At 66.8% G+C, this 25,108-nt stretch carries 22 protein-coding genes; 12 read left to right on the top strand and 10 right to left on the bottom strand.

Going from position 1 to position 25,108, the window contains the following annotated elements:
* Positions 1-135: 135 nt before the first annotated feature.
* Positions 136-1,044: a pirin family protein gene (locus V6V88_RS18020; RefSeq protein ID WP_223576190.1), complete on the top strand. Its 909-nt coding sequence runs from the start codon at positions 136-138 to the stop codon at positions 1,042-1,044.
* Between the two features lie 231 nt (positions 1,045-1,275).
* Complete coding sequence (locus V6V88_RS18015; protein WP_338615873.1) at positions 1,276-3,504, top strand: TonB-dependent receptor; 2,229 nt, start codon at positions 1,276-1,278, stop codon at positions 3,502-3,504.
* Positions 3,505-3,708: 204 nt separating this feature from the next.
* On the opposite strand, the gene V6V88_RS18010 is transcribed toward V6V88_RS18015, so the two are convergent.
* The 4 genes from V6V88_RS18010 to V6V88_RS17995 all read right to left on the bottom strand — a co-directional run bounded on the left by V6V88_RS18010 (position 3,709) and on the right by V6V88_RS17995 (position 9,206).
* Entirely contained in the window at positions 3,709-4,305 is a 597-nt protein-coding gene (locus V6V88_RS18010) for a hypothetical protein (protein WP_062839126.1), read from the bottom strand.
* A 208-nt stretch (positions 4,306-4,513) separates the two neighbouring features.
* The gene (gene acnB / locus V6V88_RS18005; protein WP_223576188.1) at positions 4,514-7,105 is read right to left on the bottom strand and encodes a bifunctional aconitate hydratase 2/2-methylisocitrate dehydratase; all 2,592 of its coding nucleotides are present in this window, start codon (positions 7,103-7,105) and stop codon (positions 4,514-4,516) included.
* A 234-nt stretch (positions 7,106-7,339) separates the two neighbouring features.
* On the bottom strand, positions 7,340-8,227 hold the full coding sequence (locus tag V6V88_RS18000; RefSeq protein WP_338615870.1) for an FxLYD domain-containing protein: 888 nt from the start codon (positions 8,225-8,227) through the stop codon (positions 7,340-7,342).
* Positions 8,217-9,206: an FxLYD domain-containing protein gene (locus V6V88_RS17995; RefSeq protein ID WP_338615868.1), complete on the bottom strand. Its 990-nt coding sequence runs from the start codon at positions 9,204-9,206 to the stop codon at positions 8,217-8,219. Before V6V88_RS17995 ends, V6V88_RS18000 begins: the two co-directional genes overlap by 11 nt.
* A gap of 200 nt (positions 9,207-9,406) precedes the next feature.
* Between V6V88_RS17995 and V6V88_RS17990 the strand changes: the two genes are divergently transcribed.
* Entirely contained in the window at positions 9,407-10,171 is a 765-nt protein-coding gene (locus tag V6V88_RS17990) for a TSUP family transporter (protein ID WP_056323801.1), read from the top strand.
* Between the two features lie 33 nt (positions 10,172-10,204).
* On the opposite strand, the gene V6V88_RS17985 is transcribed toward V6V88_RS17990, so the two are convergent.
* From V6V88_RS17985 to V6V88_RS17975, 3 genes are all read right to left on the bottom strand, one after another.
* Entirely contained in the window at positions 10,205-10,645 is a 441-nt protein-coding gene (locus V6V88_RS17985) for a CBS domain-containing protein (protein WP_062839245.1), read from the bottom strand.
* A gap of 104 nt (positions 10,646-10,749) precedes the next feature.
* Positions 10,750-11,754: an acyl-CoA dehydrogenase family protein gene (locus V6V88_RS17980; protein WP_280003769.1), complete on the bottom strand. Its 1,005-nt coding sequence runs from the start codon at positions 11,752-11,754 to the stop codon at positions 10,750-10,752.
* Between the two features lie 11 nt (positions 11,755-11,765).
* Positions 11,766-12,914 (bottom strand): acyl-CoA dehydrogenase family protein, encoded by a 1,149-nt coding sequence (locus V6V88_RS17975; RefSeq protein ID WP_338615863.1) that lies wholly within the window; start codon positions 12,912-12,914, stop codon positions 11,766-11,768.
* A 212-nt stretch (positions 12,915-13,126) separates the two neighbouring features.
* On the opposite strand from V6V88_RS17975, the gene V6V88_RS17970 reads away from it, so the two are divergent.
* A complete protein-coding gene (locus tag V6V88_RS17970; RefSeq protein ID WP_338615861.1) occupies positions 13,127-14,308 on the top strand; it encodes an acetyl-CoA C-acyltransferase family protein in 1,182 nt (393 codons plus the stop codon).
* A gap of 57 nt (positions 14,309-14,365) precedes the next feature.
* Here V6V88_RS17970 and V6V88_RS17965 read toward each other — a convergent pair whose 3' ends face one another.
* A complete protein-coding gene (locus V6V88_RS17965; RefSeq protein WP_338615859.1) occupies positions 14,366-15,145 on the bottom strand; it encodes an IclR family transcriptional regulator in 780 nt (259 codons plus the stop codon).
* 112 nt (positions 15,146-15,257) lie between these two features.
* Here V6V88_RS17965 and V6V88_RS17960 point away from each other — a divergent pair, with 112 nt between their 5' ends.
* The 6 genes from V6V88_RS17960 to V6V88_RS17935 are packed head-to-tail and all read left to right on the top strand — an operon-like array spanning position 15,258 to position 22,244.
* Positions 15,258-16,121: an enoyl-CoA hydratase gene (locus V6V88_RS17960; RefSeq protein ID WP_338615856.1), complete on the top strand. Its 864-nt coding sequence runs from the start codon at positions 15,258-15,260 to the stop codon at positions 16,119-16,121.
* Positions 16,118-18,202 carry an acetate--CoA ligase family protein gene (locus V6V88_RS17955; RefSeq protein ID WP_338615854.1) on the top strand — a complete coding sequence of 695 codons (2,085 nt, stop codon included), beginning with the start codon at positions 16,118-16,120 and terminating at the stop codon, positions 18,200-18,202. The genes V6V88_RS17960 and V6V88_RS17955 overlap by 4 nt, the downstream gene beginning before the upstream one ends.
* A 34-nt stretch (positions 18,203-18,236) precedes the next feature.
* Positions 18,237-19,205: a tripartite tricarboxylate transporter substrate binding protein gene (locus V6V88_RS17950; protein WP_223576180.1), complete on the top strand. Its 969-nt coding sequence runs from the start codon at positions 18,237-18,239 to the stop codon at positions 19,203-19,205.
* Between the two features lie 4 nt (positions 19,206-19,209).
* Entirely contained in the window at positions 19,210-20,412 is a 1,203-nt protein-coding gene (locus V6V88_RS17945; protein WP_223576179.1) for an acyl-CoA dehydrogenase family protein, read from the top strand.
* Positions 20,413-20,418: 6 nt separating this feature from the next.
* A complete protein-coding gene (locus tag V6V88_RS17940) occupies positions 20,419-21,438 on the top strand; it encodes an acyl-CoA dehydrogenase family protein (RefSeq protein ID WP_223576178.1) in 1,020 nt (339 codons plus the stop codon).
* A 35-nt stretch (positions 21,439-21,473) separates the two neighbouring features.
* Entirely contained in the window at positions 21,474-22,244 is a 771-nt protein-coding gene (locus V6V88_RS17935; RefSeq protein WP_152384932.1) for a spermidine synthase, read from the top strand.
* Between the two features lie 2 nt (positions 22,245-22,246).
* Here V6V88_RS17935 and V6V88_RS17930 read toward each other — a convergent pair whose 3' ends face one another.
* Positions 22,247-22,573: a type II toxin-antitoxin system RelE/ParE family toxin gene (locus V6V88_RS17930; RefSeq protein ID WP_223576177.1), complete on the bottom strand. Its 327-nt coding sequence runs from the start codon at positions 22,571-22,573 to the stop codon at positions 22,247-22,249.
* On the bottom strand, positions 22,570-22,851 hold the full coding sequence (locus V6V88_RS17925) for a type II toxin-antitoxin system Phd/YefM family antitoxin (RefSeq protein ID WP_063956328.1): 282 nt from the start codon (positions 22,849-22,851) through the stop codon (positions 22,570-22,572). The genes V6V88_RS17930 and V6V88_RS17925 overlap by 4 nt, the downstream gene beginning before the upstream one ends.
* Before the next feature lie 228 nt (positions 22,852-23,079).
* Between V6V88_RS17925 and V6V88_RS17920 the strand changes: the two genes are divergently transcribed.
* Both V6V88_RS17920 and V6V88_RS17915 read left to right on the top strand, forming a co-directional pair.
* The gene (locus V6V88_RS17920) at positions 23,080-23,832 is read left to right on the top strand and encodes a GntR family transcriptional regulator (RefSeq protein WP_056323830.1); all 753 of its coding nucleotides are present in this window, start codon (positions 23,080-23,082) and stop codon (positions 23,830-23,832) included.
* On the top strand, positions 23,783-25,099 hold the full coding sequence (locus tag V6V88_RS17915; protein ID WP_223576176.1) for a malonyl-CoA decarboxylase family protein: 1,317 nt from the start codon (positions 23,783-23,785) through the stop codon (positions 25,097-25,099). The genes V6V88_RS17920 and V6V88_RS17915 overlap by 50 nt, the downstream gene beginning before the upstream one ends.
* Positions 25,100-25,108: the final 9 nt, after the last annotated feature.

The raw sequence follows: 25,108 nt of genomic DNA, 5'->3' as shown, positions 1-25,108 counted from the left end.
GGGAATTCGGAATATTGGCTGGCATTGTCCTGACAGCCGGGACAATTATTCCTGAAATTGGCCCCTACTGTCCGGCGGTCCGAACTCATAAGCTGTCGCGGCAATACATGTTCAGCAACCAGCAAGGCAGCATTTTTGACTCTTCACCTTAGCGCCGTCGTTCCGGGCTCCAGCCGATACATGGGCGACGCCTGCACCATTCGCCAGTTTCGCCCTACCGATTTCTCGCGATGCATCTCGCCCGTGGTGCTGGTGAATCACTTCGTCATGACCGGGCCGACCTTCGAACCGCATACGCACGCGGGCATCAGCGCCGCAACGCTGCTGCTGGAAGACAGCACCGGCGTCATGCAAAGCCTGGACGGCATCGAGAACAACCAGGACATTCACGCGGGCGACCTGCACTGGACGCAGGCCGGGCGCGGCAGCGTGCACGCGCAGCGGCCAGTGGGCGAGGCCCGGCTGCACGGCCTGCAGATCTTCATCAATCATCCGGCGCACCTGAAATCCTTGCCGCCCATGACCTCGATGCTGCGCGCTGCGGACATGCCTGCCATCCAGGCGCCTTCGGGCAAGGTCCGGGTCGTGGCGGGCAGCTTCGGGGGGCTGGAGTCGCCCTTGCGCACGCCCGAACCGTTGCTGATACTGGACGGCTCGCTACGGCCTGGTGCGACCACCCTGGTGCCCATGCCGCCCGGCTGGACCGCCTGGTTCTACGCCATCCAGGGCGACCTGGGCGTGCGCGCCAGGCATTGCAGCAAGGGTGCGACGCCGCTGCCCAAGGTGGCGGGCGGCGATCCGGACTTTGCGGTCGTGCCCGCCGGCAGCGCCGCGGTAGCGGGCGCCACGCGGGGCGGTGAAGAAGGGGTCCTGTTGCTGATGGCCGGCAAGAAGCCCGTGCATTTCGTGCTGGTGGCCGGATCGGCGGTGGGGGAAGTGCCGCAGCAGGGGGGCGCGGCGTTGCCCGACGCGGACGGGGCGCTTGCCGAGGCGTTGGCGGCGTATGGGGAAACCGAACCGGCCGATGCGCTGACGACCTGCTGAATCGTCGCGGAATGTGTTGCTTGGTCGCAACGCCGAGCCTCAATTCTGTTTGAGAGAATCAATGAGAACGATTCTCCTTTGGTAACATCGTCGCGGTCAGACCTCAAGACCCCAACCGCGAATGTGCTTGGATGGCGCCGGTCACCCCGGATAGCCACGCGATTCGAATCGGGTTTTTGCGGATCTCCCCACCGCAACGCGGACCCGCTTCCGCTTTATCAGCGCCCCGATATGAAAATCAGAACTCTCGCTTGCATGGCTGCCGCCTTGCCGTGCTTTGGCGCCGTCCACGCCCAGACCGCCCCCCAGACCGCTCCCCAGACTCAGCCCGCCACGACCAGCGGCTCCGTAACCTCGATGGACGCCATCCGGGTTGAGGCCAGCGCGGACGCATCGGCCGGCGGTCTGTCCGCGCCGTTCGCGGGCGGGCAGGTGGCCCGCGGCGGCCGTGTCGGCATCCTCGGCACTGAGGACTTCATGAACACGCCGTTCAGCGTCACCAGCTATACCAACGAGCTGATCCAGGATCGCCAGGCCAAGAGCGTGGGCGACGTGCTGCAGAACGACTCGGGTGTGCGCGTGGCGCGCGGTTTTGGCAACTTCCAGGAGTCTTACTTCATTCGCGGCTTCATTCTGAGTTCGGATGATGTGGCCTACAACGGCCTGTACAGCCTGCTGCCCCGGCAATACATCGCCACGGAGCTCTTCGAGCGCGTGGAAGTGCTGCGCGGCGCGACGGCCTTCCTGACCGGCGCCACGCCCGGTGGCGGCGGCATTGGCGGCGTCATCAACCTGGTGCCCAAGCGCGCGCCGAACGAGCCGCTGACGCGGGTCACGACGGGTGTGGCCAGCGGTGGCCAGTTCCAGTTGTCCACCGACATCGCCCGCCGCTTTGGCCCGGACGACAGCACCGGCATCCGTTTGAACGCCGCGCAGCGCAGTGGCGACACGGCCATCGACGACGAACATAGCCGCACCAGCGTGGTCTCCTTGGGCCTGGACTGGCGGTCCGCCGACACGCGCCTGTCCGCCGACATCGGCTGGCAGGAAAACAAGCTCAAGCGCCCGCGCCCCAACGTGACGCTGGGCGCCGGCGTCACGACCGTGCCCGATGCGCCGGACGCCAGCTCCAACTACGCGCAGCCGTGGACGTATTCCAACGAGCGCGACGTTTTCGGCACGTTGCGCGCGGAACACGACTTCAGCGACAAGCTGACCGCGTACGGCGCGTTTGGCATGCGCCGCAGCGACGAAGCCAACTCCCTGGGCAACATCACGCTGACCAATGGCAGCACCGGCGCCGGCAACTTCTACCGCTTCGACAACACGCGTGAAGACAGCGTCAACACGGGTGAAATCGGCCTGCGCGGCAAGTTGCGCACGGGGCCCGTGGGGCACGAGTTCGTCGTGTCTGCTTCGTGGTTCGATCTGAAGAAGAAGAACGCGTACGTGATGGACTTCCGCAACACGTTCCCCACGAACATTTACGATCCCATCTCGTACGACAAGCCTGCCTTCAGCGCAGGCGCGCTGCGCGGCAATGATCTGGACAACCCCGCGCTGCAGGGCCGTACCCGCCTGAGCAGTTACGCCATCGGCGACACGATGTCCTTCCTGGACGACAAGGTGCTGTTCACGGCCGGCATCCGCCATCAGCGCATGTCGCAGCGCGATTACGCGTACAACACCGGCAACGAAAGCGGCGCCTACGACGCCAGCCACAATTCGCCCGCCTTCGGTCTGGTGGTCAAGGTTGCGCCCAGCGTATCGCTGTATGCCAACTACATCGAAGCCCTGGTTGCCGGCCCGACCGCGCCCGCAACCGCAGGCGGCCGCCCGGTGCCGAACGTGGGCCAGAGCCTGCCGCCCTTCGTGTCCAAGCAGAAGGAAGTGGGCGTGAAGTACGAAGGCGACAGCCTGGGTGGTGGCCTGGCGTTCTTCTCGACGGAAAAGCCGCGCGCGGCCTACAACGCCGCCAACGAGCTGACCAATTCCGGCAAGGACCGCCACCAAGGCGTCGAGCTGACCGTATTCGGCGAACCCGTGCGCAGCGTGCGCCTGCTGGGCGGCCTGACCTGGCTCGATGCCAAGCAGGTGTCGACGGGCAACGCCTCGCTGAACGGCAATCGCGTGATCGGCGTGCCGCGCTTCCAGGCCAACATGGGCGTGGAATGGGACATCCCGGGCGTCGAAGGCTTGGCCATCGACGGCCGCGTGGTCTACACCGGCTCGTCGTATGCCGATGACGCCAACACGCTCAAGGTTCCGGGCTGGACGCGCTTTGACGCCGGCCTGCGCTACATGATGGACGTGGACGGCCACGTCCTGACGCTGCGCGCCCGCGTGGACAACATCGCCAACCGCAACTACTGGTCGTCGGTGGGCGGCTATCCGGGCAATGGCTACCTCGTCCTGGGCGGCCCGCGCACGTTCTCGTTGTCGGCCAGCATGGACTTCTGATTACTGCGGGCGACCGTCCACGCAGAAAAAATCCCGGCCCGCCGGGATTTTTTTTCGTTCATGCAGCGCGAGGCGGGTTGAAGATGTGTTGGAGGTGTCTGACACCCAGGGGAGATGATCTTCAGCCTGCGGCGATGTCTCAGCGGGTGTCAGACACCGGGGCAATTCAGCGGGTGTCAGACACCCGGGCGATTCAGCGGCCCTTCACCAAAGCCATCCGCCTCGCGACAGGCTCGATTCGCAGCTCTTGTACTGCGCCGTGAACTTCTCGGCGCGCGCCTGCACTTTCTGCGAGACGGTTTTCAACCAAGCCTTGCGGTCGTAACTGCGGTTGCGGTAGCCGGTCCAGCCCTCGTGGTAGTTCAGATACTGCCCATACGCATCCCACTTCGAGATGCCGTTGATACGCTGCGTCTTGTTCATGTACCAGCCCATGAAGTCCAGCGCGTCGGCAAAGTTGTCGCGGCTGGAGGTCCAGCCGCCCGCTTCGCGCTTGTAGTCGGCCCAGGTCTCGTCCTTGGCCTGCGCATAACCGTACGCCGAGCTCACGCGGCCCCACGGGATGAAGCCCAGGAAGTAATAGCGCGGCGGCAGCGCGTCGTGCTTGAAGGACGACTCCTGGTACATCATCGCGATCGGCACGGGCACCGGGGCGCCCCATTTTTTCTGCACCTCCAGCGCCGCGTCGTGCCATTCCGGTTTCTCGCGGAAGATGGCGCAGATGTTGTCGGGATTCGAGGGCGGCGCGGTGGCGCAGCCGGCTAGCGTCAGCAACAGCGTCGGCGGCAATAGCCGGATCATTGGCAGGCTTCCTCCAGGAAAAATGCGCCGGGGCTTTCCCGGCGATGGCGGCCGACGTCTCACCGGCATGCCTGGATTGTATTGAAACGTTTCGTTATACAGGCTGCCTGATGATCCCAATCGCTCAGACAGAGGCAAAAAAAAAACGGCCCCGGGCGATTGCACGGGGCCGTTGTTCAGGCCGCGAGGCCTGGCTGGGGGATCAGGATCAGACCTCGATCACGTCCGCCACGTCCTTGTAGTCGGGGATCTTGTCGAAGTTCAGGTACTGGTAGATCTGGTCGCCGCTCTTGTTGATGACGCCCATGTCCGCCATGTACTCGTCCTTGGTCGGGATGCGGCCAAGCTTCGAGCAGATCGCGGCCAGTTCGGCCGAGCCCAGGTACACGTTGGTGTTCTTGCCAAGGCGGTTCGGGAAGTTGCGGGTGCTGGTCGACATGACCGTCGCGCCTTCGCGGACCTGCGCCTGGTTGCCCATGCACAGCGAGCAGCCCGGCATTTCGGTGCGGGCGCCGGCGGTGCCGAACACGCCGTAGTGGCCTTCCTCGGTCAGTTGCGTGGCGTCCATCTTGGTCGGCGGAGCGACCCACAGCTTGACCGGGATGTCGCGCTTGCCTTCCAGCAGCTTGGACGCCGCGCGGAAGTGGCCGATGTTGGTCATGCAGCTGCCGATGAACACTTCGTCGATCTTGGCGCCGGCGACTTCCGACAGCGTCTTCACGTCGTCGGGGTCGTTCGGGCAGGCGACGATGGGTTCATGCACGTCGGCCAGGTCGATCTCGATGACCGCGGCGTATTCGGCGTCGGCGTCCGGCTCCAGCAGCTTGGGGTCGGCCAGCCAGGCTTCCATCGCCTTGATGCGGCGGCCCAGCGTGCGCTCGTCTTCGTAACCGTTGGCGATCATCCACTTGAGCATCACGATGTTGCTGTTGATGTACTCGATGATCGGTTCCTTGTTCAGGCGCACCGAGCAGCCGGCGGCCGAACGTTCGGCGGAAGCGTCCGACAGTTCAAAGGCTTGTTCGACCTTCAGGTCGGGCAGGCCTTCGATTTCCAGGATGCGGCCGGAGAAGATGTTCTTCTTGCCTTGCTTGGCAACCGTCAGCAGGCCTTGCTTGATGGCGTACAGCGGAATGGCGTTGACCAGGTCGCGCAGGGTGACGCCGGGCTGCAGCTTGCCCTTGAAGCGCACCAGCACCGATTCCGGCATGTCCAGCGGCATGACGCCCGTGGCGGCGGCAAAGGCCACCAGGCCCGAGCCGGCCGGGAACGAGATGCCGATGGGAAAGCGCGTGTGCGAATCGCCGCCGGTGCCGACGGTGTCGGGCAGCAGCATGCGGTTCAGCCACGAGTGGATGACGCCGTCGCCCGGACGCAGCGACACGCCGCCACGGGTGCTGATGAATTCCGGCAGCGTGTGGTGCGTCTTGACGTCCACGGGCTTGGGATAGGCGGCGGTGTGGCAGAACGACTGCATCACCAGGTCGGACGAGAAGCCCAGGCAGGCCAGGTCCTTCAGTTCGTCGCGGGTCATGGGGCCGGTGGTGTCCTGGCTGCCGACCGAGGTCATCTTCGGTTCGCAGTAGGTGCCCGGGCGGATGCCGCGGCCTTCCGGCAGACCGCAGGCGCGGCCGACCATCTTCTGGGCCAGCGTGAAGCCGCGGCCGGAGTCGACCGGATCCTTGGGCAGGCGGAACAGCGTCGAGGGCGGCAGACCCAGGGCTTCACGGGCCTTGGCGGTCAGGCCGCGGCCGATGATCAGCGGAATGCGGCCGCCGGCACGCACTTCATCGAACAGCACGTCGGACTTGACCTCGAATTCGGCGATGACTTCACCGTTCTTGATCGCCTTGCCTTCGTAGGGGCGCAGCTCGACCACGTCGCCCATTTCCATCTTGGACACGTCCAGCTCGATCGGCAGGGCGCCGGCGTCTTCCATCGTGTTGTAGAAGATCGGGGCGATCTTGTTGCCCAGGCAGACGCCGCCAAAGCGCTTGTTCGGCACGAAGGGGATGTCTTCGCCCGTGAACCACAGCACCGAGTTGGTGGCCGACTTGCGCGACGAACCCGTGCCGACCACGTCGCCCACGTAGGCGACCAGGTGGCCCTTTTCCTTCAGGGATTCGATGAACTTGACCGGGCCGCGCTTGCCGTCTTCTTCCGGCTCGAACGCGGCGCCGTCGCGCTTGTTCTTGAGCATCGCCAGGGCGTGCATCGGGATGTCGGGACGGGTGGTGGCGTCGGGGGCGGGCGACAGGTCGTCGGTGTTGGTTTCGCCCGGAACCTTGAAGACCGTGATGGTCAGGCTTTCCGGCAGTTCCGGACGGCTGGTGAACCATTCGGCGTCGGCCCAGCTCTGCATCACGGACTTGGCGTTGGCGTTGCCCTTGTCGGCCTTTTCCTTCACGTCGTGGAAGGCGTCGAACATCAACAGGGTCTTCTTGAGCGCATCGGCGGCGATGGTGCCGATTTCCGCATCATCCAGCAGGTCGACCAGCGGGCCAATGTTGTAGCCGCCGAGCATCGTGCCCAGCAGTTCCGTCGCCTTGGCACGGCTGATCAGCGCACAAGCTTCCTTGCCCAGCGCCACGGCGGCCAGGTAGGAGGCCTTGACCTTGGCGGCGTCGTCCACGCCGGCCGGCACGCGGTGCGTCAGCAGCTCGACCAGATTCTGCTCCTCGCCAGCGGGCGGATTCTTCAGCAGTTCGATCAGTTCAGCGGTTTGTTTGGCCGTAAGGGGCAGCGGGGGAATCCCCAGAGCCGCGCGTTCGGCAACGTGTTGGCGGTAAGTATCCAGCATGTGAGGCCTGCTCAAAGTCGGGTTGGAAGAAGGGTTGTCGGCCGGAATTGTAGAAGCAAGTGGGGGCCGGTAGCAAATGTCTTATATCTTATATAAGACTTGAGCCGATAGCCTGTTGCTCGGCGGCGACGTCCGGGAGGGCGGGGCGGCGTTAATGGGCCGGATATCAGGCCGGGCGCCACGAAAAAGGGCGGCCGCATGGCCGCCCCGGGGAAACGCCTTTCAGTCGGGAGATTAGGGCGCGGTGGCGTCGTAGACCACCCCGACCCGGGCGAAATTGCCGCCGTACTGCTTGACGTCGACCTCGAAGGGCGCGCTGTCGCCAGGCGGCAGGCGCGGCACGCGCAATTCCTTGAAGGTGGCGCCGGTGAGCTGGTCCTGGGCGTCGTACAGGCTGACCCACACGCGCACCTTCTCGACCTCGCGCTCGCTGTCGTTGCGCACCCGGCCATGCACCGTCACGTACTTGTAACGGAAGCGGTAGGTGAAGTTCAGCGTGCCGGTGCCAATGGCGGCTTCGGTGTTTTCCACGGTCACGGCAAGCTGCGGCCGCGGGCCGGGCAAGGCGGCGCGCTTGGCGGGCAGCCAGTTCGTCTTGACCTCGGAAAAGCGCTCCACGCGCCCGGTCAGCGCCACGGGCACGCGCTCGCCGGGATACAGATACGTCGGCAGGCTCCAGGACTGGCGCAGATCCAGGGGGCGCGAACCGTCGAACACCGCGATTTCGGCGCGCGGCGACAGCGCCACGTATTCCTTGCTGGTGTTGACCAGTTCCGCATACAGCACGGGCCGTTCGATCTCGTCGAGCAGGCGGCGCGGGGCCGACAGCTTTAGCGCCCCGGTGTCGAACAGCGCGAAGTCCGGGTCCAGCAATTCCTCGGTGGTCAGACGGACATGGTCGATCACCCGCGTGTTGGCCGGGCTGACGCGCACGATGCGGCTGGCGGGCGGTTCGGCCGCGGCCGGCGCGGCTTTGGCGGCGGTTTGCGCGGGGAGCTGGCTGCGCGGCCCGAGGGCGGTGAACTTCCAGGCGGCGTAGGCGCCCGCCGCAAACAGGATCAGCGCCAGCGCGGCCAGGGCCGGCCGCGACAGGCGCCCGGAGGGGGAGCGATCAGCTTTCACTTTGCACCATGTAATCGTAGGCGGCGACCTCGCCGTCGCGCAGCATCTCGCAGCGCACGTCAAACGACGTCAGCGCATCCGGGGCCAGCGGGCTGGCGGTGGCGTAGCCGTTGCCGGTGCCGATCAGCCTGCCGTCGGCGCCGTACAGCATGACCGTGATCTGCGTGCTGCTGGCCGGCTGGACGCCCTGGTTGCGGATCAGGCCAACCAGTCGGTAGGCGCCGTCGTTGCGGACGAGCTGCACCTTGCTGGCGGCCACGTCGTTGTTCTTGCCACGCGCTGGCGACGGCGTGGCAACCTGCAGGTCATAGCGGCTGAACGCCTTGTCCGGCGCCGAGATCTTCAGGGGCGTGTATTCCCCCGGTTGCAGCGAGCGCGCGGGCGCCGAGCCGGACACGGTGGCCAGCGACAGGTCGCCCTGGAAGAACGATGCCGATACACGCGGCACGTCGATCTTGCGGCCCGTTTCGTTGCGCACGATCATGACGAGTTCGGTGCGGCCGCGGGTCTTGATTTCCTGCACGTCGGTCAGCTTGACCAGCGAGGCGTCGATGGGCGGCTCGGCAATGCGGGTGGGCGCGGATGGCGGGCGCGAACCCAGCGTGGAGACGACCAGGGGGACGATCACCGCGGCCAGGATCGCCACCGAGATCGCCACGATTGCCACGGGCTTGATGGGCGCCGGCTGAGGCTTCTGGATGTTGCGCAGGATTTTTTCCAGGCGCTGCGCCACGTTGTCCTCGACCAGCGTGACCGCGTGGCAGTGGCTGCACTGGTATTCGTTGGTGTCCAGCTTGGTGAACTGGGCGCTGCCGCAGGTGGAGCAGGTCAGCGTCACCGTATTGATGGTGGTCTGTTTGGGCGTCATTCTCGGTACGCAGGCGGGCCGCCAGCGCTGCGCGAACGAGGTCGGCGCGGCGGGCGGCAGGGGATAGCCGGGCGGCAAGGATAGCGGCCGCGCGGCATGGCCGGGGTGCATGAGCGCATCAGATTGTGACCAACTGTGTGCATTCGGCGCGACGGGGGCCGGATCACCGCATTGCCCCGGTGCTATCATTCCCGCCGAAAAGCTTTAGCCCGTTAACTCGTTAACCTGTTACCACGCCGTTTCCCGTCGATCCGCTCACTGCCGCCCCGGCGCGCAGCCGGGCAGAGCCGAGGTCTGGCTCCACCCGTCGCATGAGCATCGATCAACACCTGCTGTTTTTGGCCTGCGTGGCGCTTGCCACCTATGCCCAGACGATGACGGGCTTTGCGTTTGGCCTGGTGCTGCTGGGCCTGTCGGGCGTGTTCCAGCTGGCCTCGGTCGCCGAAGTCGCCAACGTGGTGAGCGTGCTGTCGCTGGTCAATGCGGGCGTCACGCTGCTGCGCGCCAGACCGCAGGTGAATTGGTCGCTGCTGACGCCCGCCGCGGTCAGCAGCCTGGCCGGCGTGGGGGTGGGCGTGGCCGCGCTGACGTGGATCAGCGGATCCATGGCGGTGCTGTTGCAACTGCTGCTTGGCGTCACCATCCTGGCCTGCGCCATCTTGCTGGTGACGCGCACCCAGCCGCTGGCGCAGTTGTCTTCGCGCACGTCCAGTGTGTTTTTCGGGGGCGTGTCGGGCGTGCTGGGCGGCCTGTTTTCCAGCGCCGGTCCGCCCATGGTCTATCACCTGTACCGCCAGCCGCTGCCGCTGGCCACCATCCGCAACAGCCTCTTGATCCTCTTTTCGCTCAACGCCACGGTGCGGCTTGCGCTCGTGACCGGGCAGGGCGCCTTCATGGCGTCGTCTTTCTGGATGAGCGTGCAGGCGCTGCCGGTCGTGATCGGCGTGACGTGGTTCGCGCGCCGCTACAGCACCGAGAATTCGATGAAGACGGTCAAGCGCATGGTGTTCGTGCTGCTGCTGGCCGCAGGCCTGGGCCTGATCGTCCCCGCGTCGAGAATGTTGGCGGCCGGCTAGGTGCGGCCGGCTAGGTGCGGCCGGTCCTCTCCCTTAACCCCGTTCGCCCGTGATGTAGCGTTCCAGTTCGTGGATGATGAACTTCTGCTCGCTCATCACGTCCTTGACCAGGTCGCCGATGGACAGCAGGCCGATGAGCTTGTCGTTGTCGATGACGGGCAGGTGGCGGAAATGCCGTTCGGTCATCATCGCCATGCAGTGTTCCCGCGTGTCGGCGGGACCGACGTAGTAGACCGACTCCGTCATGATGTCGCGCACCTTGGTCGTGCGCGATGAGCGGTCCTGCAGGACGATCTTGCGCGCGTAGTCGCGTTCGGTCAGCATGCCCAGCACCACGTCGCCTTCCACCACCACCACCGCGCCGATGCCGCGGTCGGCCATCGTCTTGATCGCGTCAAAGACCGACGAATCCGGAGAAACCGTCACGACGGCGTGATTGGCCTTTTCCCTGAGAAGCTCAGCAACTGTCTTCACGATGTGCTCCCGAAACGAACCATGCTCCATCCTAAGCCTGCCTGCGGGATTGCCGCAAGCGCGACGCGTTGTTTCGCGTTGTTGTCGCGAAACGCGTGGCGTAGCTAGGCGGCTGGCCGGGCGTACAACGCCGTGCGCAGGTAGGTCAGCGCATCGGCCCCGCTGGTGATCGCGTCCGCCCCGATGCGCTCGTGCCAGTGGGCTTCCGATCCCGCCGCCAGCCGCCAATCGCGCAGCCGGCGGGTGTAAAGCTGCAAGTCAAACTCCTCGGTGACGCCGATGGCGCCGTGCACCGCGTGCGCGATGTCGGCCACCTGCGGCACGGCCTGGCTTGCGCGGGCCTTGCCCAACGCGGCAAGCAAGGGGCGGGGCAGGCCGTCGTCGCCTTGAAAGGCCAGCTCTGCCGCCATGCGGGCGGCCCACACTTGTTCGGCCATCACGCTGATCTGCTGTTGAACCGCCTGAAAGCGGCCGATGGGCTTGCCGAACTGCGCGCGCTGGTTCGCGTACGCCAGCGTCATCGCCAGCACCCGGTCCATCGCGCCGGCGATCAGGCCGGCGTAGGCGGCGGCTGCAAGCGTGTCCAGCGGCGCGGGACCCTCGATACGTTCGGCGTCGCCAAGCGCCCATGACGCGCCGCCATCCAGGCTGCCGTGCACGCCGTTCGGTTCGACGCGCGCCGCCTGCATGGGCAACAGCCAGGTCTGGCCGCCGATGCCCGCCAGCACGTAGTCGGCGCTGCGCGCCCAGGCCACGCTGACGCCGGCGATGCGTCCGTCATCGATGGCAAGGCCGTGCGGCGCTAGCGCGATCGACCCGGCCGCTTGCGGACGCTGCGCGCGGCTCAGCCAGGCGCGCGCAAGCAGGGTGTGGGCAATGGGGTAGGGGCACAGGTGCCGGCCCGCCGCCAGCACGACCGGCAGCGCGTCTGCGAGGCCCAGGCCCGCGCCGCCATGCGCTTCCAGAACCAGCGCGTCCGCAAAGCCCGCGTCCTCGCAGGCCTGCCACGCGGCGGCGGGCGGCTGGCCTTGTTCGGTCCGGCGGATCACCTCGGGCGTGCAGGTCTGGGCAAAAAGGCGTTCGGCGGCATCGCCAAAAATGTTGTCCATGGCGGTCGTCCTTATCGAAGGCCAAGTCCGCGGGCGATGATCCCGCGCAGGATTTCACGGGTGCCGCCGCGCAGCGAAAACGTGGGTGCAACCTGTTCCAGATACGCCAGCGTGCGCAGCAGCGGCAGGGGCACGGGCCGGCCAGGATGCCGGCCCAGCGTATCGCCGATGAGGCGCGGGATGGCCTGTTCAAGCTCGGTGCCCAGGTCTTTGACCAGCGACGCCTCCGTGGCGGGACTCAGGCCGGCGGCCAGCTTGCCGGCAACCGCCAGCGACATGGCGCGCAGCACCGCCATCTGCGACAGGATGGCGCCCAGCGTGGCGCGGCTTGCGGCGTCGGCGTCGCGCTCGCGGCAGTGCGCCAGCCAGCATTCCAGCAGCGCGATGCTGGAATACAGACGCTCGGGGCCGCTGCGCTCGAAGGCCAGTTCGGCATTGACCTGCGCCCAGCCCGCGCCTTCCTCGCCGATCAGCGCATCGGCCGGCAAGGCCACGTTGTCGAAGAACACTTCCGAAAAATGCGCGTCGCCCGCCAGGTCTTCGATGGGCCGCACCGACACGCCGGGCAGAGACAGGTCCACGATGACCTGCGACAGCCCCTGGTGCCGGTCCTGGACAGTGCCCGAGGTGCGCACCAGCGCGATCATGTAGTGCGAGCGGTGCGCGTTGGTCGTCCAGATCTTGCTGCCGTTCAGGCGCCATCCGCCGCCATCGGGCTCGGCCCGCGTGCGGATGCTGGCCAGGTCCGAACCGGAGCCCGGTTCGCTCATGCCGATGCAAAAGAAGGCCTGCGCGGCGCAGATGCGCGGCAGGTAGAAGTCCCGTTGCGCCGGCGTGCCGTACTTCAGGATAAGGGGTGCGCTCTGGCGGTCCGCGATCCAGTGCGCCGACACGGGCGCGCCCGCGCCCAGCAATTCTTCGGACAGCACGAACCGCGCGAAATGGCCGCGCGCCGCGCCGCCGTATTCGCGCGGCAATGTCAGACCCAGCCAGCCGCGTTCGGCAAGCTGACGGCTGAATCCGGCGTCAAACCCCATCCAGGAGCGCGCGCGCTCATCGGGCTCCAGCCCTTCCAGCGCATCGGCCAGGAAGGCGCGCACCTCGGTGCGCAAGGCTTCGTCCTCGGGGGGAATGGCAGTCAGTTCCAGCGTATCGATCATCAGGCGCTCCGGGTCGGACAACGGCGCCGCAAGGGGCGCCGGTGGCCACTATCGGGGAACGCGGCGAACGCTGTCCAATAGTATTTTTTGCCTTTCTGATACGGCTTCGGTATCGGCGGCCGAAACGCGGGCGCGGCGGCCCGGCAGTATGATTGACCGCACTTCAAGTCACGCACCGCGCGACTCAAAACGCACCACAAGGAGGAAACACCATGAATGAAGTCATCGTCGCTTCGGCCGTCCGCACCGCCATCGGAGATTTCGGCGGCGCGCTCAAGGATGTGCCGCCCTGCGATCTGGGCGCCACCGTCATCCGCGCCGCGCTGGAACGCGCGGGCGTCTCGGGCGACGAAGTGGGCCATGTCGCCGTCGGCCACGTCATCAACACCGAGCCGCGCGACATGTACCTGTCGCGCGTGGCCGCCATGAATGCCGGCATCTCCAAGGAGACGCCCGCCTTCAACGTCAACCGGCTGTGCGGCTCGGGCCTGCAGGCCATCGTGTCGGCCGCGCAGTCGATCATGCTGGGTGACGCCGACATCGCCGTGGGCGCCGGCGCCGAGAGCATGAGCCGCGCGCCGTACATCGCCCCGGCCCAGCGCTGGGGCGCGCGCATGGGCGACAGCGTCATGCTGGACATGATGACCGGCGCGCTGTCCGACCCGTTCGGCAAGATGCACATGGGCGTCACGGCGGAAAACGTGGCCGCAAAGTTCGGCATCAACCGTCAGGACCAGGACGCCTTGGCCGCGGAATCGCACCGCCGCGCCGCGGCCGCGATCGATGCTGGCCACTTCCGCGACCAGATCGTGCCCGTGAAGATCAAGTCGCGCAAAGGCGAGATCGTGTTCGACACCGACGAACACGTGCGCCGCGACGTCACGGCCGACAGCCTGGCCAGCCTGAAGCCGGTGTTCCAGAAAGAAAACGGCACGGTCACCGCGGGCAACGCGTCCGGCCTGAACGACGGCGCGGGCGCGCTGGTGCTGATGAACGCCTCGGTCGCGGCCAAGCGCGGCATCAAGCCGCTGGCGCGCCTGGTCGCCTACGCCCACGCCGGTGTGGACCCGGACATCATGGGCATCGGCCCGGTGCCCGCCACCCAGGCGGCGCTCAAGCGCGCGCGCCTGACGGTCGACCAGTTGGACGTCATCGAGGCCAACGAGGCATTTGCCGCCCAAGCCTGCGCGGTGTCGCGCGAGCTGAAGCTGGACGCGGCCAAGGTGAACCCGAACGGCAGCGGCATCGGCCTGGGCCACCCCATCGGCGCAACCGGCGCCATCATCGCCACCAAGGCCCTGCATGAGCTGCAGCGCGTGCAAGGCCGCTATGCGCTGGTCACCATGTGCATCGGCGGGGGCCAGGGCATCGCGGCGATTTTCGAACGGGTCTGATTCTTTACGGGCCGCAAGCCCGCAACGTCCCGGTAGCGCCGGGGCGTTGCGGGCTTTTTACTTGCCGTCCTGACCCAGGTAGTCCTTGGTCCACGCCTGGCACTCGGCGTGCAGCAGGGCGCCCATCTGCGCGCGCCGGGGCGCGTCGAGCCGGCTGCTGATGGCGCCAAAGCTGAACGCCACCCACGTCAGCTCGGACACGGGAAACGCCACGCCCACGCCCGATACGCCCGGCGTAATGGTGTCCACGATCTCGGCGTAACCCGCGGCCCGGGTCTGCCGGACCGCCTTCATCAGCGCGGAGCTGGACACGCGGATGTGCGCGTAACTGGCGGCGTGCCGGGCGTACAGCGCGGCGATCTCCTCGTCGGGCAGTGCCGCCATCAGCGCCAGGCCGCCCGCGCCCACGCCAAGAAGGCGGCGCTCGCCCTGGTCGATGGTGAAGACCTTGACCGGGAACGAGCCGGCCTCGCGCAGCAGGCATAGCGCGTAGTCGCCCTGGCGGATCACCAGAAAGACCGTGTCGCCCGACAGGCGGGCGAGCTTCTGCGCGAAGGGCCGCAGCGCGTCCAGCAGCGGCGTGCGGCGCAAGGCGGCAAACCCCAGTTGCATCGAATCCACGCCCAGCCGATAACGGCGGGTGGCGCGGTCGCGTTCGGCGAATTGTTCTTCCAGCAGGCAACTGAGCAGGCGGTGGGCGGTGGAGCGCTCCAGGCCGGTCGCGGTCATCACACCCTGCAGATCGATGCCGTCCTCCTGGTGCTGCGCCAGCACGCGCAGCAGGCCGAGCGCGCGGCGCATGCTCTGGGTTCCCCCGGTTGATCCGGTAGTGTTCATATTGTGGGAATAATTGATTGAATATTTTGTATTTTAGGATTCGTGGTGCGTTAATTCAATCCAGCCGATCGCGCCGCATTCGATGGCGCGGCATTACAAGGACGAGGAGACCATGGAATACGCCACCCTGGCCGTCGAACGGTTTGACGCGGTATGCCGCATCAGCCTGGCCCGCGAATCCGCGCGCAACGCGCAAAGCCAGCAGATGCTGGACGAGCTGGACCACGCGCTGGCGCGTGCTGAAGACGACGACGAAATCCGGGTGGTGATCCTGGCCGGCCGCGGCGCGCATTTTTCGGCCGGGCACGACCTGAAGGAAGCGCAGGCCAAGCGCGCGGACTTTACCGTCGAGGAACGCTGGGCTTATGAGTCGCGCCGCTACTACGGCTATTGCCTGCGCATCTGGGACTTTCCGAAGCCCGTCGTGGCGCAGGTGCAGGGCGCGTGCGTGGCCGGCGGCTTCATGATCGCCAACATGTGCGACTTGGTGGTGTGCGCCGACACTGCGTACTTTTCTGACCCGGTGGGGCATACCCTGGCCGCGGCCGCCACCGAGGTGCTGATCCATCCCTGGGTGATGGGGCTGCGCAAGGCCAAGGAAATGCTCTACACCGGCGAAAAGGTCGGCGCCGAGGAAGCGCTGCGCATCGGCATGGTCAACCGGGTGGTGCCCGAGGCGGAGCTGGAGGCTGCGACGCTTGGCCTGGCGCAGCGCATTGCGCAGGCGCCGCCCTTCGGGCTGCGCCTCCTGAAGCGTTCGCTCAATCGCACGGCCGACGCGCAGGGCTTTCGCACGGCCTTGTCGGCGCATTTCGACACGCATCAGCTTTCTCACCTTACCGAGGAATTCCAGGCGGTGCGCCAGCGCGGCCTGGCCCAGGCCATCCAGCGCAACAAGGACCTGCCTGCGCGCGATGCGCACGAGGCGGCCGGACAGTCCGGCGCGGTCTCGGGAAAGACGGGTGAAACCGCATGACGTCCCGCCTTGAACCGTTGCTTAATCCCCGATCAATCGCCATGATCGGCGCCAGCGGCAATCCCGGCAGGATCGGCGGCATGCCGCTCGAATTGCTGACCCGCTTCGGCTTTGAGGGCGGCATCTATCCCGTCAACCCGAAGTACCAGGAAGTGTTTGGCCTGCGTTGCTGGCCTGACATCGAAGCCGTGCCCGAGCCGGTGGACCTGGCGGTGCTGGCCATCGCGGCGGCGGAGGTGACGCCCATGCTGCGCCGCTGTCACGCCAAGGGCATTCCCGCTGCCATCGTCTATGCCGCGGGGTTTGCCGAGGCGGGCGGCGAGGGCGCGCGCCTGCAGGCCGAGCTGGAAGCCTTTGTGGCGGAAAGCGGCATGGCGGTTGCCGGCCCGAACTGCATGGGGTTTGCGAACCTGAATACGCAGGCGCACACCGCCTTTGCCTCGGTGTTCAAGACTGCGCCCGCGCAGGACGGGCCGGGGTCGGTCAGCCTGCTGACGCAGAGCGGCAACGTGTGCGCCGCGGTGTACGCCATCGCGCGCCGTGTGGGGCTGCCGTTCTCGCACTTCATCAACACGGGCAACGAGGCCTGCCTGGATTTTTCGCAGTATCTGGAATATCTGGCGGCCGATCCGCAGACCGAGATCGTGCTGGGCTACATCGAACAGCTGCGCGATGGCGGCCGCTTCGTGCGGGCGTGCCGCGAACTCGAGCGGCGCGGCAAGCTGCTGATCGCGCTGAAAGCGGGCGCCACCGACAAAGGCGCGCAGGCGGTGCAGTCGCACACATCTGCGCTGGCCGGCGATCGCCGCGTGTATGCGGCGGCGTTCCGGCAACTGAACGTCATCGAGGCCACGGACTTCGCGCAGATGGCGCATCTGGCCAGCCTGGCGAGGCTTCGGCACCGCGCGGCGGGCAAGCGCGTGGCTGTGTTGACGATGTCGGGTGCGCTGGGCGCCATCCTGGCTGACAAGTTCATCGGTGCGGGGCTGTCGTTGCCCGATTTGCCGCCGGACCTGCAGGAGGTGCTGCGCGGAGGAATTCCCGACTACGGCATGGTGGGCAATCCGGTGGACGTCACCGGCAATGTGGTCAACGATCCGGCGTTCGTGCGCACCGTGCTCCAGGCGCTGGGCACGTCGGACGCCATCGACGCGGTGGTCGTGTATGCGCCCGGCTACATGCTTGACCGCATGGCCGACGCGCTGGCCGAGGCATCGCGCCAGCACCGGCGTTTGTTCGTGGCCATCGACACGGGCCTGGCGCAAAGCCGCGCGGCGCTGCGCGAGGCCGAAGTGGCGGTGTTCGAGGACCTTGGTCTGGCCGTGGCCGCGCTGGCGCCCTATCTGTTGTGGTGCGACGCCCGCGCCACCCGGCGCCAGGCGGATCAACCGGTATTGGACACGGTGGCCGTGCCGGCCTTGCCGTGCAACGAGGCGCAGGCGCGCGCCTACGTGGCCGCGTTTGGCGTACCCGAGGCTGCCACCGGGGTGGCGCGCAGCGCGGACGAGGCGGTGCGCGACGCGCGCCGCGTGGGCTATCCCGTCGCCGTGAAAATCCTGAGTCCCGACATTGCCCACAAGACCGAAGCTGGCGGCGTTGCGCTGAACCTGGCGGACGACGAGGCGGTGCGCGCGGCCTGGGCGGACGTGACGCGGGCGGCGGCCCGTGCGCAGCCGGGCGCGCGCATCGACGGCGTGATGGTCCAGAAAATGGAACGTGGCGTCGCCGAGATCATCGTCGGCGCCACGCGCGATCCGGTCTTCGGGCCCGTGCTGACCGTGGGGCTGGGTGGCGTGCTGACCGAGATCTACCAGGACACCAGCCACCGCCTCTTGCCGGTGGACGAGGACATCGCCTTGCAGATGTTGCGCGAACTCAAGGCGTTTGCGTTGCTGGACGGCTTTCGCGGCAAGCCGCGCGGCGACGTGGCGGCGGCGTGCCAGCGCATCGTGGCGATCGGCAACGCCTTGCTGGCCGCGCCCGCGCACGTGTCTCAGATCGAAGTGAACCCACTGCTTATCAAAGAGGCAGGGCAGGGCGTCGCGGTGCTGGACGCCCTGATCCTGCCCGCAACCCCGTAGCGCGATCGCGCACCCCCCCCAGGAGGAGACAAGCATGATCAAGAGAGCATTGGCCAGCGTCGCACTGGCTTGCATGGGCATCACCGGCGCCGCCCACGCCCAGGACAACTACCCCAGCCGCCCCGTGCGCATCGTGGTGCCGTTCTCGCCTGGCGGCGCGACCGACATCATGAGCCGCCTGCTGGCGGAAAAACTGAGCGGCAGGCTGGGCCAGCCGGTGATCGTGGAGAACAAGCCGGGCGGCGGCACGATGATCGCGTCCGACTATGTCTCGCGCGCCGAACCGGACGGCTACACGTTGCTGATGGCCGCGTCCTCGCTGGGAATCGCGCCCAGCATCTACGCCAAGGTCAACTACGACCCGATCAAGGACTTTGCGCCGATCTCGCAGGTGGCGTCGGTGGTGCACGTGCTGGGCGTTCATCCGTCGGTGCCGGCCAAGAACGTTGGCGAGCTCATCGCCTACCTGAAGGCCAATCCGGGCAAGGTCAGCTACGGCTCGGTCGGCACGGGCAGTTCGACGCACCTGGAGGCCGAGCTTTTCAACAGCATGGCCGGGGTCCAGATGGCGCACATTCCGTACAAGGGCAGTGCGCCGGCGCTCAACGATCTGGTGGCCGGACGCCTGCAGGTGATGTTCGATGCGTGGGCATCGTCCGGCCCCTTCGTCAAGGACGGCAAGCTGCGCGCCCTGGCGGTCACGACCGCCAAGCCGTCGGCCTCGGTGCCTGAGTTGCCGACGGTGGACGCCTCCGGCCTGCCTGGTTATTCGGCCATGCCGTGGCTGGGCCTGGTGGCGCCGGCGCGCACGCCGCAGCCGGTGATCGACAAGCTCTACCAGAACATCGCGCAGATCCTGCAGCAGCCCGAGGTCAAAAAGCAGTTCGTGGGTCTGGGGCTGGACATCATCGGCAGCGACCCCAAGGCCTTCGGCGCGTTCATCCAGCAGGATGTGGCGACGTGGGCCAAGGTCGCGCGTGACTCGAACATCCGGCTGGAGTGACCGCATGACGATGCTGGAAACCGCCGCGCAGGACGGCGCGGCGCAGGAAGACGAAGCGTTCCGGCGCGACCTGCGCCGGTGGCTCGACGCGGCCTACGCCGGCTTTGCGCGGTCGTGGCCCGGCGGCGCCGATCCGCGCAACCTGGACTACCGGCGTGCCTGGGAAGACACGTTGTGCGCAAACGGCTGGTCCGGGCTGGGCTGGCCGCAGGCTTACGGCGGCAAGGCGCTGCCCTTGTCGCGCCAGGCGGTCTTTCATGAAGAGCACGCCCGTTGCGGCGCGCCACTGGGTGTGAACCTGATCGGCCACGGCATCCTGGCGCCCACCGTGCTGCATTTTGGCACCGAGGCGCAGAAGCAGCGCTTTCTGCCCGGCATCCTGACGAACCGCGAGGTGTGGTGCCAGGGCTATTCGGAGCCGGGCGCGGGGTCCGACCTGGCTGCCGTGCGCACGCGGGCGCAGGCCGAGCCGGGCGGCTTTCGCCTGAACGGCCACAAGATCTGGACGTCGTTCGCGGACCGGGCGCAGTGGTGCTTCGTGCTGGCGCGCACCGATCCCGACGCGCCCAGGCACAAGGGGTTGAGCTTCCTGCTGGTGGACATGCGCAGCGCGGGCGTGCGCGTGGAACCCATCCGGCAGATCACGGGCGAGGCCGAATTCTGCGAGGTGTTCTTCGATGACGTCTTTGTGCCGCAGGACGCGCTGCTGGGCGAATTGAACCAGGGCTGGCGAATCGCCATGGCCGCCGCCAGCTTCGAGCGCGGCACGTATTTCATTCCTCGGCTCGTGCGCTTTGCGCAAGAACTGCGGCAGGTGCGCGAGCTGGCCTTGCAGCCCGACGCTCACGGGCGCACGCCCGCCTCGTCGGCGCCGCTGCGCCACCGCTGGGCGCGGCTGGCCGCCGACAGCCATGTGCTGGCGCTCAAGTCACAGCGCGCGCTGGCGGGCGCGATGCGCGGCGATCCCCCTGGACCGGAAGGGTCGTCCACCAAGATCCACTGGAGCGAGGCGCACCAGCGTCTGCTCGAGCTGTCCCTGCAACTGCTGGGCGAAGACGCCAGCCTGGGCGTGGACGCCCCCGATGCGCGCGCCGCACAACTGACGCACGCTTATCTATGGTCGCGCGCCGAAACCATTTTGGCCGGCACGTCCGAGATCCAGCGCAACATCATTGCCGAGCAGATGCTCGGCCTGCCCAAGGCCTGACGCCTCATGAATCTGCATCTCAGTGAAGACCAGCGCATGTTGCGCGATGCCGCGCAACGTTTCCTGTCGCAGCGCCATCCCGTGGCCGTGGCGCGCGCCGCAATCGGGCAGGACGCGGCGGCGCGCCACGCCCTGTGGCGCGACCTGGCGGAGCAGGGCTGGCCGGCCTTGCTTGCGCCCGAGAGCCATGGCGGGCTGGGGTTGGGCATGCGCGAGGCCTGGATCGTGGCCGAGGAGGCGGGCCGTCATCTGCTGAGCCTGCCGCTCGTGGCCAACATGGCGTTGCTGCCCACGCTGTGCCAGGCGCGGGGCGTGCCCGCCGGGTGGGCCGGCGACATGATGGCGGGTGACACCTGGTATGCCGACGCGGCCTTGCGTCCCGACGGGTCGGCCTTCATCGAAGGCGCGTGCGACGACGTGCGCGCACTGGCCATGCGTAAGACGGGCGCGGCGTCATTGCGCCTGATGCTGCTGTCGCCCGTGTGCGGCGTCGGCGGCCTGGATCCCACGATGGCCGTCGCGGTCGCGGCCAATCCGCAGGTCGTGGCCAGCGCGGATATCGAAACCGATCCCGGCACGTGGGAGGTTCTGCGCACGCGGTTGCGTGTGTTGCGCGCTGCCGAAATGCTGGGCGCGGCGTCGGCGGCGCTGGATATCGCCGCGGCATATGCCCGCGAACGCCAGCAGTTCGGCCGCGCCATCGGCGCCAACCAGGCAATCAAGCATCGTCTGGCCGAGGACTGGATGGCGCTGGACGACGCGCGGCTAGCGGGGTGGGCCGCCGCGGCCGCGTTGGATACCGGAGCGGCATCCGCGTCGCGCGATTGTCTGTTCGCGCCGCTGCTGGCCGGGCAGGCCAGCCGGCGCGTCGCGCAAAACGCCATACAGGTCCACGGCGCGCTGGGAGTCACGTGGGAATGCGATGCGCATCTTTACTTAAAGCGCGTGTTGCGGCTGGATGCCAGCCTGGAGGCCGAGGTGCCAGGCCACGATCTGCTGGAGCGCATCTGGGAAGCGGCGGCGTAGCGGAAGAGGCTGGCCGCGGGCCTACAATCGCGCCCATGCACAAATCCAACTTTCCCTCCGAACTCGACCAGCCGACGCTTTCCGAAGTGGACGGCGTGCGCTATCTGCACTTCAACACCGAATGGGTGCAGGGCGCGATGCACATCAAGAATCCGTCTGCGCTGGTGCTGGAGTACACGGCGCAGATGATGGCCTGGCTGCTGTTCCTGGAGCCGCCCAAGGAAGAGGCCATCGGCATGCTGGGCCTGGGCGCGGGCTCGCTGGCGCGCTTTTGCGCCAAGCACACACGCAGCCCGCTCCTGGCCGTGGAGTGGAACCCGCGCGTGACTGCTGCCTGCCACATGTTCTTCCGCCTGCCGGGCGCCAACCGGCTGCAGGTCGAACACACCGACGCCGGCGCCTGGGTGGCCGACCCGCTGAACGCCGGGCGCTGCCCCGTGCTGATGGTGGACCTGTACGACGCCGCCGCCGAAGGGCCGGTGCGCGACAGCGTGAAGTTCTACCGCGACTGCCGCCGCGTGCTGGGCGAGGTCGGCATCCTGGCGGTGAACCTTTTTGGCCGGCACGAAAGCTTCGGCAAGAACATCGACAACCTGTCCAAGGCGTTCGATGACCGCATCGTGCTGCTGCCCGAAGTCGAGGCCGGCAATCAGATCGTGTTGGCCTTCTCCGGCCCAAGCCTGGCGATTACGCCCGCTGACTTGCTGGCCCGCGCCGAGGTGGTGGAAGGCAAGTACGGGCTACCCGCTCGCCGCTGGGCGCGTTCGCTGACGCGGCATGCGGTGGACGGCGTTTTGCATTTTTGAAGTCAGGGATGCAGCGTCCTAAGGGGTCGGCGGGCAAGTTTGATCTTCAAGTCCTGTCGGCTATCGCAGATAAGGTGGATATACACCTTGTCCGCGACAACTTCATAAATGACCCGGTTCTTGACCGCGATAATTTGCAGGAAATGTGTTGCGGGCAGCTCCGGGAGGGAGTGCCCGGCGTGCGGGAATTGTTCGAGATTCAGAATGGCATTTTTGATCCGGGCGTATGAGTCGAGCCAGACCTGCTGAGAAAAGTTTTTTCTGATATGGCGGCGGATCTCGTAAAGATCTTCTGCGGCCGTCTTCAGAAAAACCACCGTTCGGTTCATTCCGAATCATCCCGATCCATCGCTTCAATCTGCGCGAATACATCCGTAGCCGGAATGACGCGTCCTTCTTCGATATCTTTTCGGCCGCCCGCCAGCAGTTGCAGGAGGGCCATGGCTTGCTCCTGCTCCTCGAAGCTGCGCACATCCATGACGACGAGTTTGGCCTCTCCGTTCTGCGTGATGAGCATGGGCTCACGAGTTTCGGTCAGCGTGGTCACGATTTCCGCAGTGTGACTTTTGAGATACGAGATAGGTTTCACTTGAGTGGAGTATTTCATGGGTTGCACTCCAAAATCGTAGACGCGATCGGACTGATTGTAGGCTTAATTCAGTCCTATTTCGGCTCGGTTGCGGTGTTCCGTGATGGCGTGGCAGCTTTTGCGTTCCGCGTCGCGTCGGGTTAGGGAAGGTCCCGAGTCTCCCGGGGGTTTACCTTTCTCCAACCCCGGGTCTATCATCGGCTTATTCATAATTATGAATTACGGCGTTTCCCGCGCCGCCTGCCCATGAACCATCCCATCGTCCGGCAAGCCTTGTATCTGGAAGTCGCGGACCGCCTGCGCGGCATGATCCACGCGCGGTCGCTTCGCAACGGAGAGTGGATCGACGAATTGCGGCTGGCTGGCGAAATGGGCATTTCGCGCACGCCGCTGCGCGAGGCGCTGAAAGTGCTGGCCACGGAAGGGCTGGTGCGGCTGGAGCCGCGCCGCGGCTGCTTCGTGAACGAGCTGTCGGCGCAGGACCTGGAAGATATCTTCCCGCTGATGGCGATGCTGGAAGGGCGCTGCGCCTTCGAGGCCGCGCGCAAGGCCACCGATGCCCAACTGGCCGAGCTGGAGCCGCTGCACGCCGCGCTGGCCGGCCATGCCAAGGCCGGCCGCATCGACGCCTACTACAAGACCAATTACCTCATTCACGAGGCCGTTCAGGCGCTGGCCGGCAATCAATGGCTGTCCGACATGGTCGGCAACCTGCGCAAGGTCCTGAGTCTGTCGCGCCATCGCAGCCTGTCCCGGCCCGGCCGCATCGACCAGTCCTGCGCCGAACACCTGGCCATTTTCGAGGCCCTGAAGGCCCACGATTCCGACGCCGCGCAGACGCTGGCGCACACCCATTTGATGCGTCAGCTTGAAGCGCTGCGCGTTCTCAGCAACGAAGACGCCGCCGATGCGGCGCCGTCCGATCCCATCGTCATCGAGGAGCCCGCCCATGTCCGCACCCGCCAATCTCGCGCCCGCGCGCGGCGCACGCACGCCTGAGCCCGAGGCCGATGTCGTCGACGCCGCCGCCGCGGCCGAAAGCGCCAGCCTGATCACCCGGCTGGGCCGGCTGTGGGATCGCGGCCGCCTGCCCAGCGAGTCGGAAGTCCGCCGCCTGTTCGAGGCGCGTCTGACCGACGTCGCCGCCAACAAGCTGGCGCGCCGCTGGTGCGAGCAGTACTCGGCAGCCGACGGCAAGGACCGCCGCCTGATGCTGGCCGCGCTGGCGCAGATCCGCGCCACCTATGCGGGCGAGGGCGGCGAAGGCGTGCGCCTCTTCAAGCGCTTCAACGCCCAGCCGCAGGGCCTGCGCTTCCTGGTTGAATTGCGCGCCGACATGCTGCGCTGGCGTAAGCAGGTGGCGGGCATCCAGTCGCTGGATAAGGAACTGGAAGGCCTCTTGTCGGCCTGGTTCGACGTGGGTCTGCTGGAACTGCGCCCGCTGACCTGGGATTCGCCGGCATCGCTGCTGGAAAAGCTGATCCTTTACGAGGCCGTCCACGAGATCAAGTCCTGGGACGATCTGCGCCACCGCGTCGCGCCCGATCGCCGCTGTTACGCCTATTTCCATCCGCAGATGCCGGGCGTGCCGCTGATCTTCGTGGAAGTGGCGTTTGCCAGCCAGATGGCCGACAACGTGCAGGTGCTGCTGGACAGCACGCTGCCGCCGCAGGACCTGGACAAGGCGCGCTGGGCGATCTTCTACTCGATTTCGAACACGCAGCCCGGTCTGAAGGGCATCAGTTTCGGCAACTTCCTGCTCAAGCGCGTGGTCGAGCAGCTGCTGGAAGAGCTGCCCAAGCTGAAGGCCTTTGCCACGCTGTCGCCCATCCCGGGCTTTACCGACTGGCTGGGCAAGCAGGACGCCCAGGCGGTCGAGGCCATCGTGCGCGAAGACAAGAGCCGCGCCAAGGACCGCAACCGCGAGGGCGTGCCGGACGGGCAGCGCTGGGTCGCGCGGCTGGCCAAGGCCGCGCAGGGCAAGGCGCCCGACGTCGTCAAGCGCGCCGGATTCCGGCTGGCGGCCTGCTATCTGCAAACCATGAAGAACGGCCTGCCGGTGGACCCGGTGGCGCGTTTTCACCTGGGCAACGGCGCGCGCATCGAGCGGCTGAACTGGGCGGCGGATACGTCTCCCAAGGGCCTGAAGCAATCGTGCGCCATGATGGTCAATTACCTGTATGACCTGGACGAACTGGACACCAACCTTCAGCGCCTGAACGACGGCAAGCCCCAGATCAGCCGCGGCGTGGGGCGCGTGGCCTGACCGCCGGAA

This window comes from Achromobacter sp. E1 (genome assembly GCF_037039475.1).
Taxonomy (GTDB): Bacteria; Pseudomonadota; Gammaproteobacteria; order Burkholderiales; family Burkholderiaceae_B; genus Achromobacter; species Achromobacter mucicolens.
Note: the sequence above shows the minus strand (reverse complement) of the source record. Positions and strands in the feature narration are given on the sequence as shown.

Excerpts from the sequence above, each read along its gene's own strand:
- V6V88_RS18015 (WP_338615873.1), top strand. The coding sequence starts at position 1,276 with ATGAAAATCAGAACTCTCGCTTGCATGGCTGCCGCCTTGCCGTGCTTT.
- V6V88_RS18010 (WP_062839126.1), bottom strand. The coding sequence starts at position 4,305 with ATGATCCGGCTATTGCCGCCGACGCTGTTGCTGACGCTAGCCGGCTGC.
- acnB (WP_223576188.1), bottom strand. The coding sequence starts at position 7,105 with ATGCTGGATACTTACCGCCAACACGTTGCCGAACGCGCGGCTCTGGGG.
- V6V88_RS17995 (WP_338615868.1), bottom strand. The coding sequence starts at position 9,206 with ATGCACCCCGGCCATGCCGCGCGGCCGCTATCCTTGCCGCCCGGCTAT.
- V6V88_RS17990 (WP_056323801.1), top strand. The coding sequence starts at position 9,407 with ATGAGCATCGATCAACACCTGCTGTTTTTGGCCTGCGTGGCGCTTGCC.
- V6V88_RS17980 (WP_280003769.1), bottom strand. The coding sequence starts at position 11,754 with ATGGACAACATTTTTGGCGATGCCGCCGAACGCCTTTTTGCCCAGACC.
- V6V88_RS17975 (WP_338615863.1), bottom strand. The coding sequence starts at position 12,914 with ATGATCGATACGCTGGAACTGACTGCCATTCCCCCCGAGGACGAAGCC.
- V6V88_RS17970 (WP_338615861.1), top strand. The coding sequence starts at position 13,127 with ATGAATGAAGTCATCGTCGCTTCGGCCGTCCGCACCGCCATCGGAGAT.
- V6V88_RS17965 (WP_338615859.1), bottom strand. The coding sequence starts at position 15,145 with ATGAACACTACCGGATCAACCGGGGGAACCCAGAGCATGCGCCGCGCG.
- V6V88_RS17960 (WP_338615856.1), top strand. The coding sequence starts at position 15,258 with ATGGAATACGCCACCCTGGCCGTCGAACGGTTTGACGCGGTATGCCGC.
- V6V88_RS17955 (WP_338615854.1), top strand. The coding sequence starts at position 16,118 with ATGACGTCCCGCCTTGAACCGTTGCTTAATCCCCGATCAATCGCCATG.
- V6V88_RS17950 (WP_223576180.1), top strand. The coding sequence starts at position 18,237 with ATGATCAAGAGAGCATTGGCCAGCGTCGCACTGGCTTGCATGGGCATC.
- V6V88_RS17945 (WP_223576179.1), top strand. The coding sequence starts at position 19,210 with ATGACGATGCTGGAAACCGCCGCGCAGGACGGCGCGGCGCAGGAAGAC.
- V6V88_RS17940 (WP_223576178.1), top strand. The coding sequence starts at position 20,419 with ATGAATCTGCATCTCAGTGAAGACCAGCGCATGTTGCGCGATGCCGCG.
- V6V88_RS17935 (WP_152384932.1), top strand. The coding sequence starts at position 21,474 with ATGCACAAATCCAACTTTCCCTCCGAACTCGACCAGCCGACGCTTTCC.
- V6V88_RS17930 (WP_223576177.1), bottom strand. The coding sequence starts at position 22,573 with ATGAACCGAACGGTGGTTTTTCTGAAGACGGCCGCAGAAGATCTTTAC.
- V6V88_RS17925 (WP_063956328.1), bottom strand. The coding sequence starts at position 22,851 with ATGAAATACTCCACTCAAGTGAAACCTATCTCGTATCTCAAAAGTCAC.
- V6V88_RS17920 (WP_056323830.1), top strand. The coding sequence starts at position 23,080 with ATGAACCATCCCATCGTCCGGCAAGCCTTGTATCTGGAAGTCGCGGAC.
- V6V88_RS17915 (WP_223576176.1), top strand. The coding sequence starts at position 23,783 with ATGTCCGCACCCGCCAATCTCGCGCCCGCGCGCGGCGCACGCACGCCT.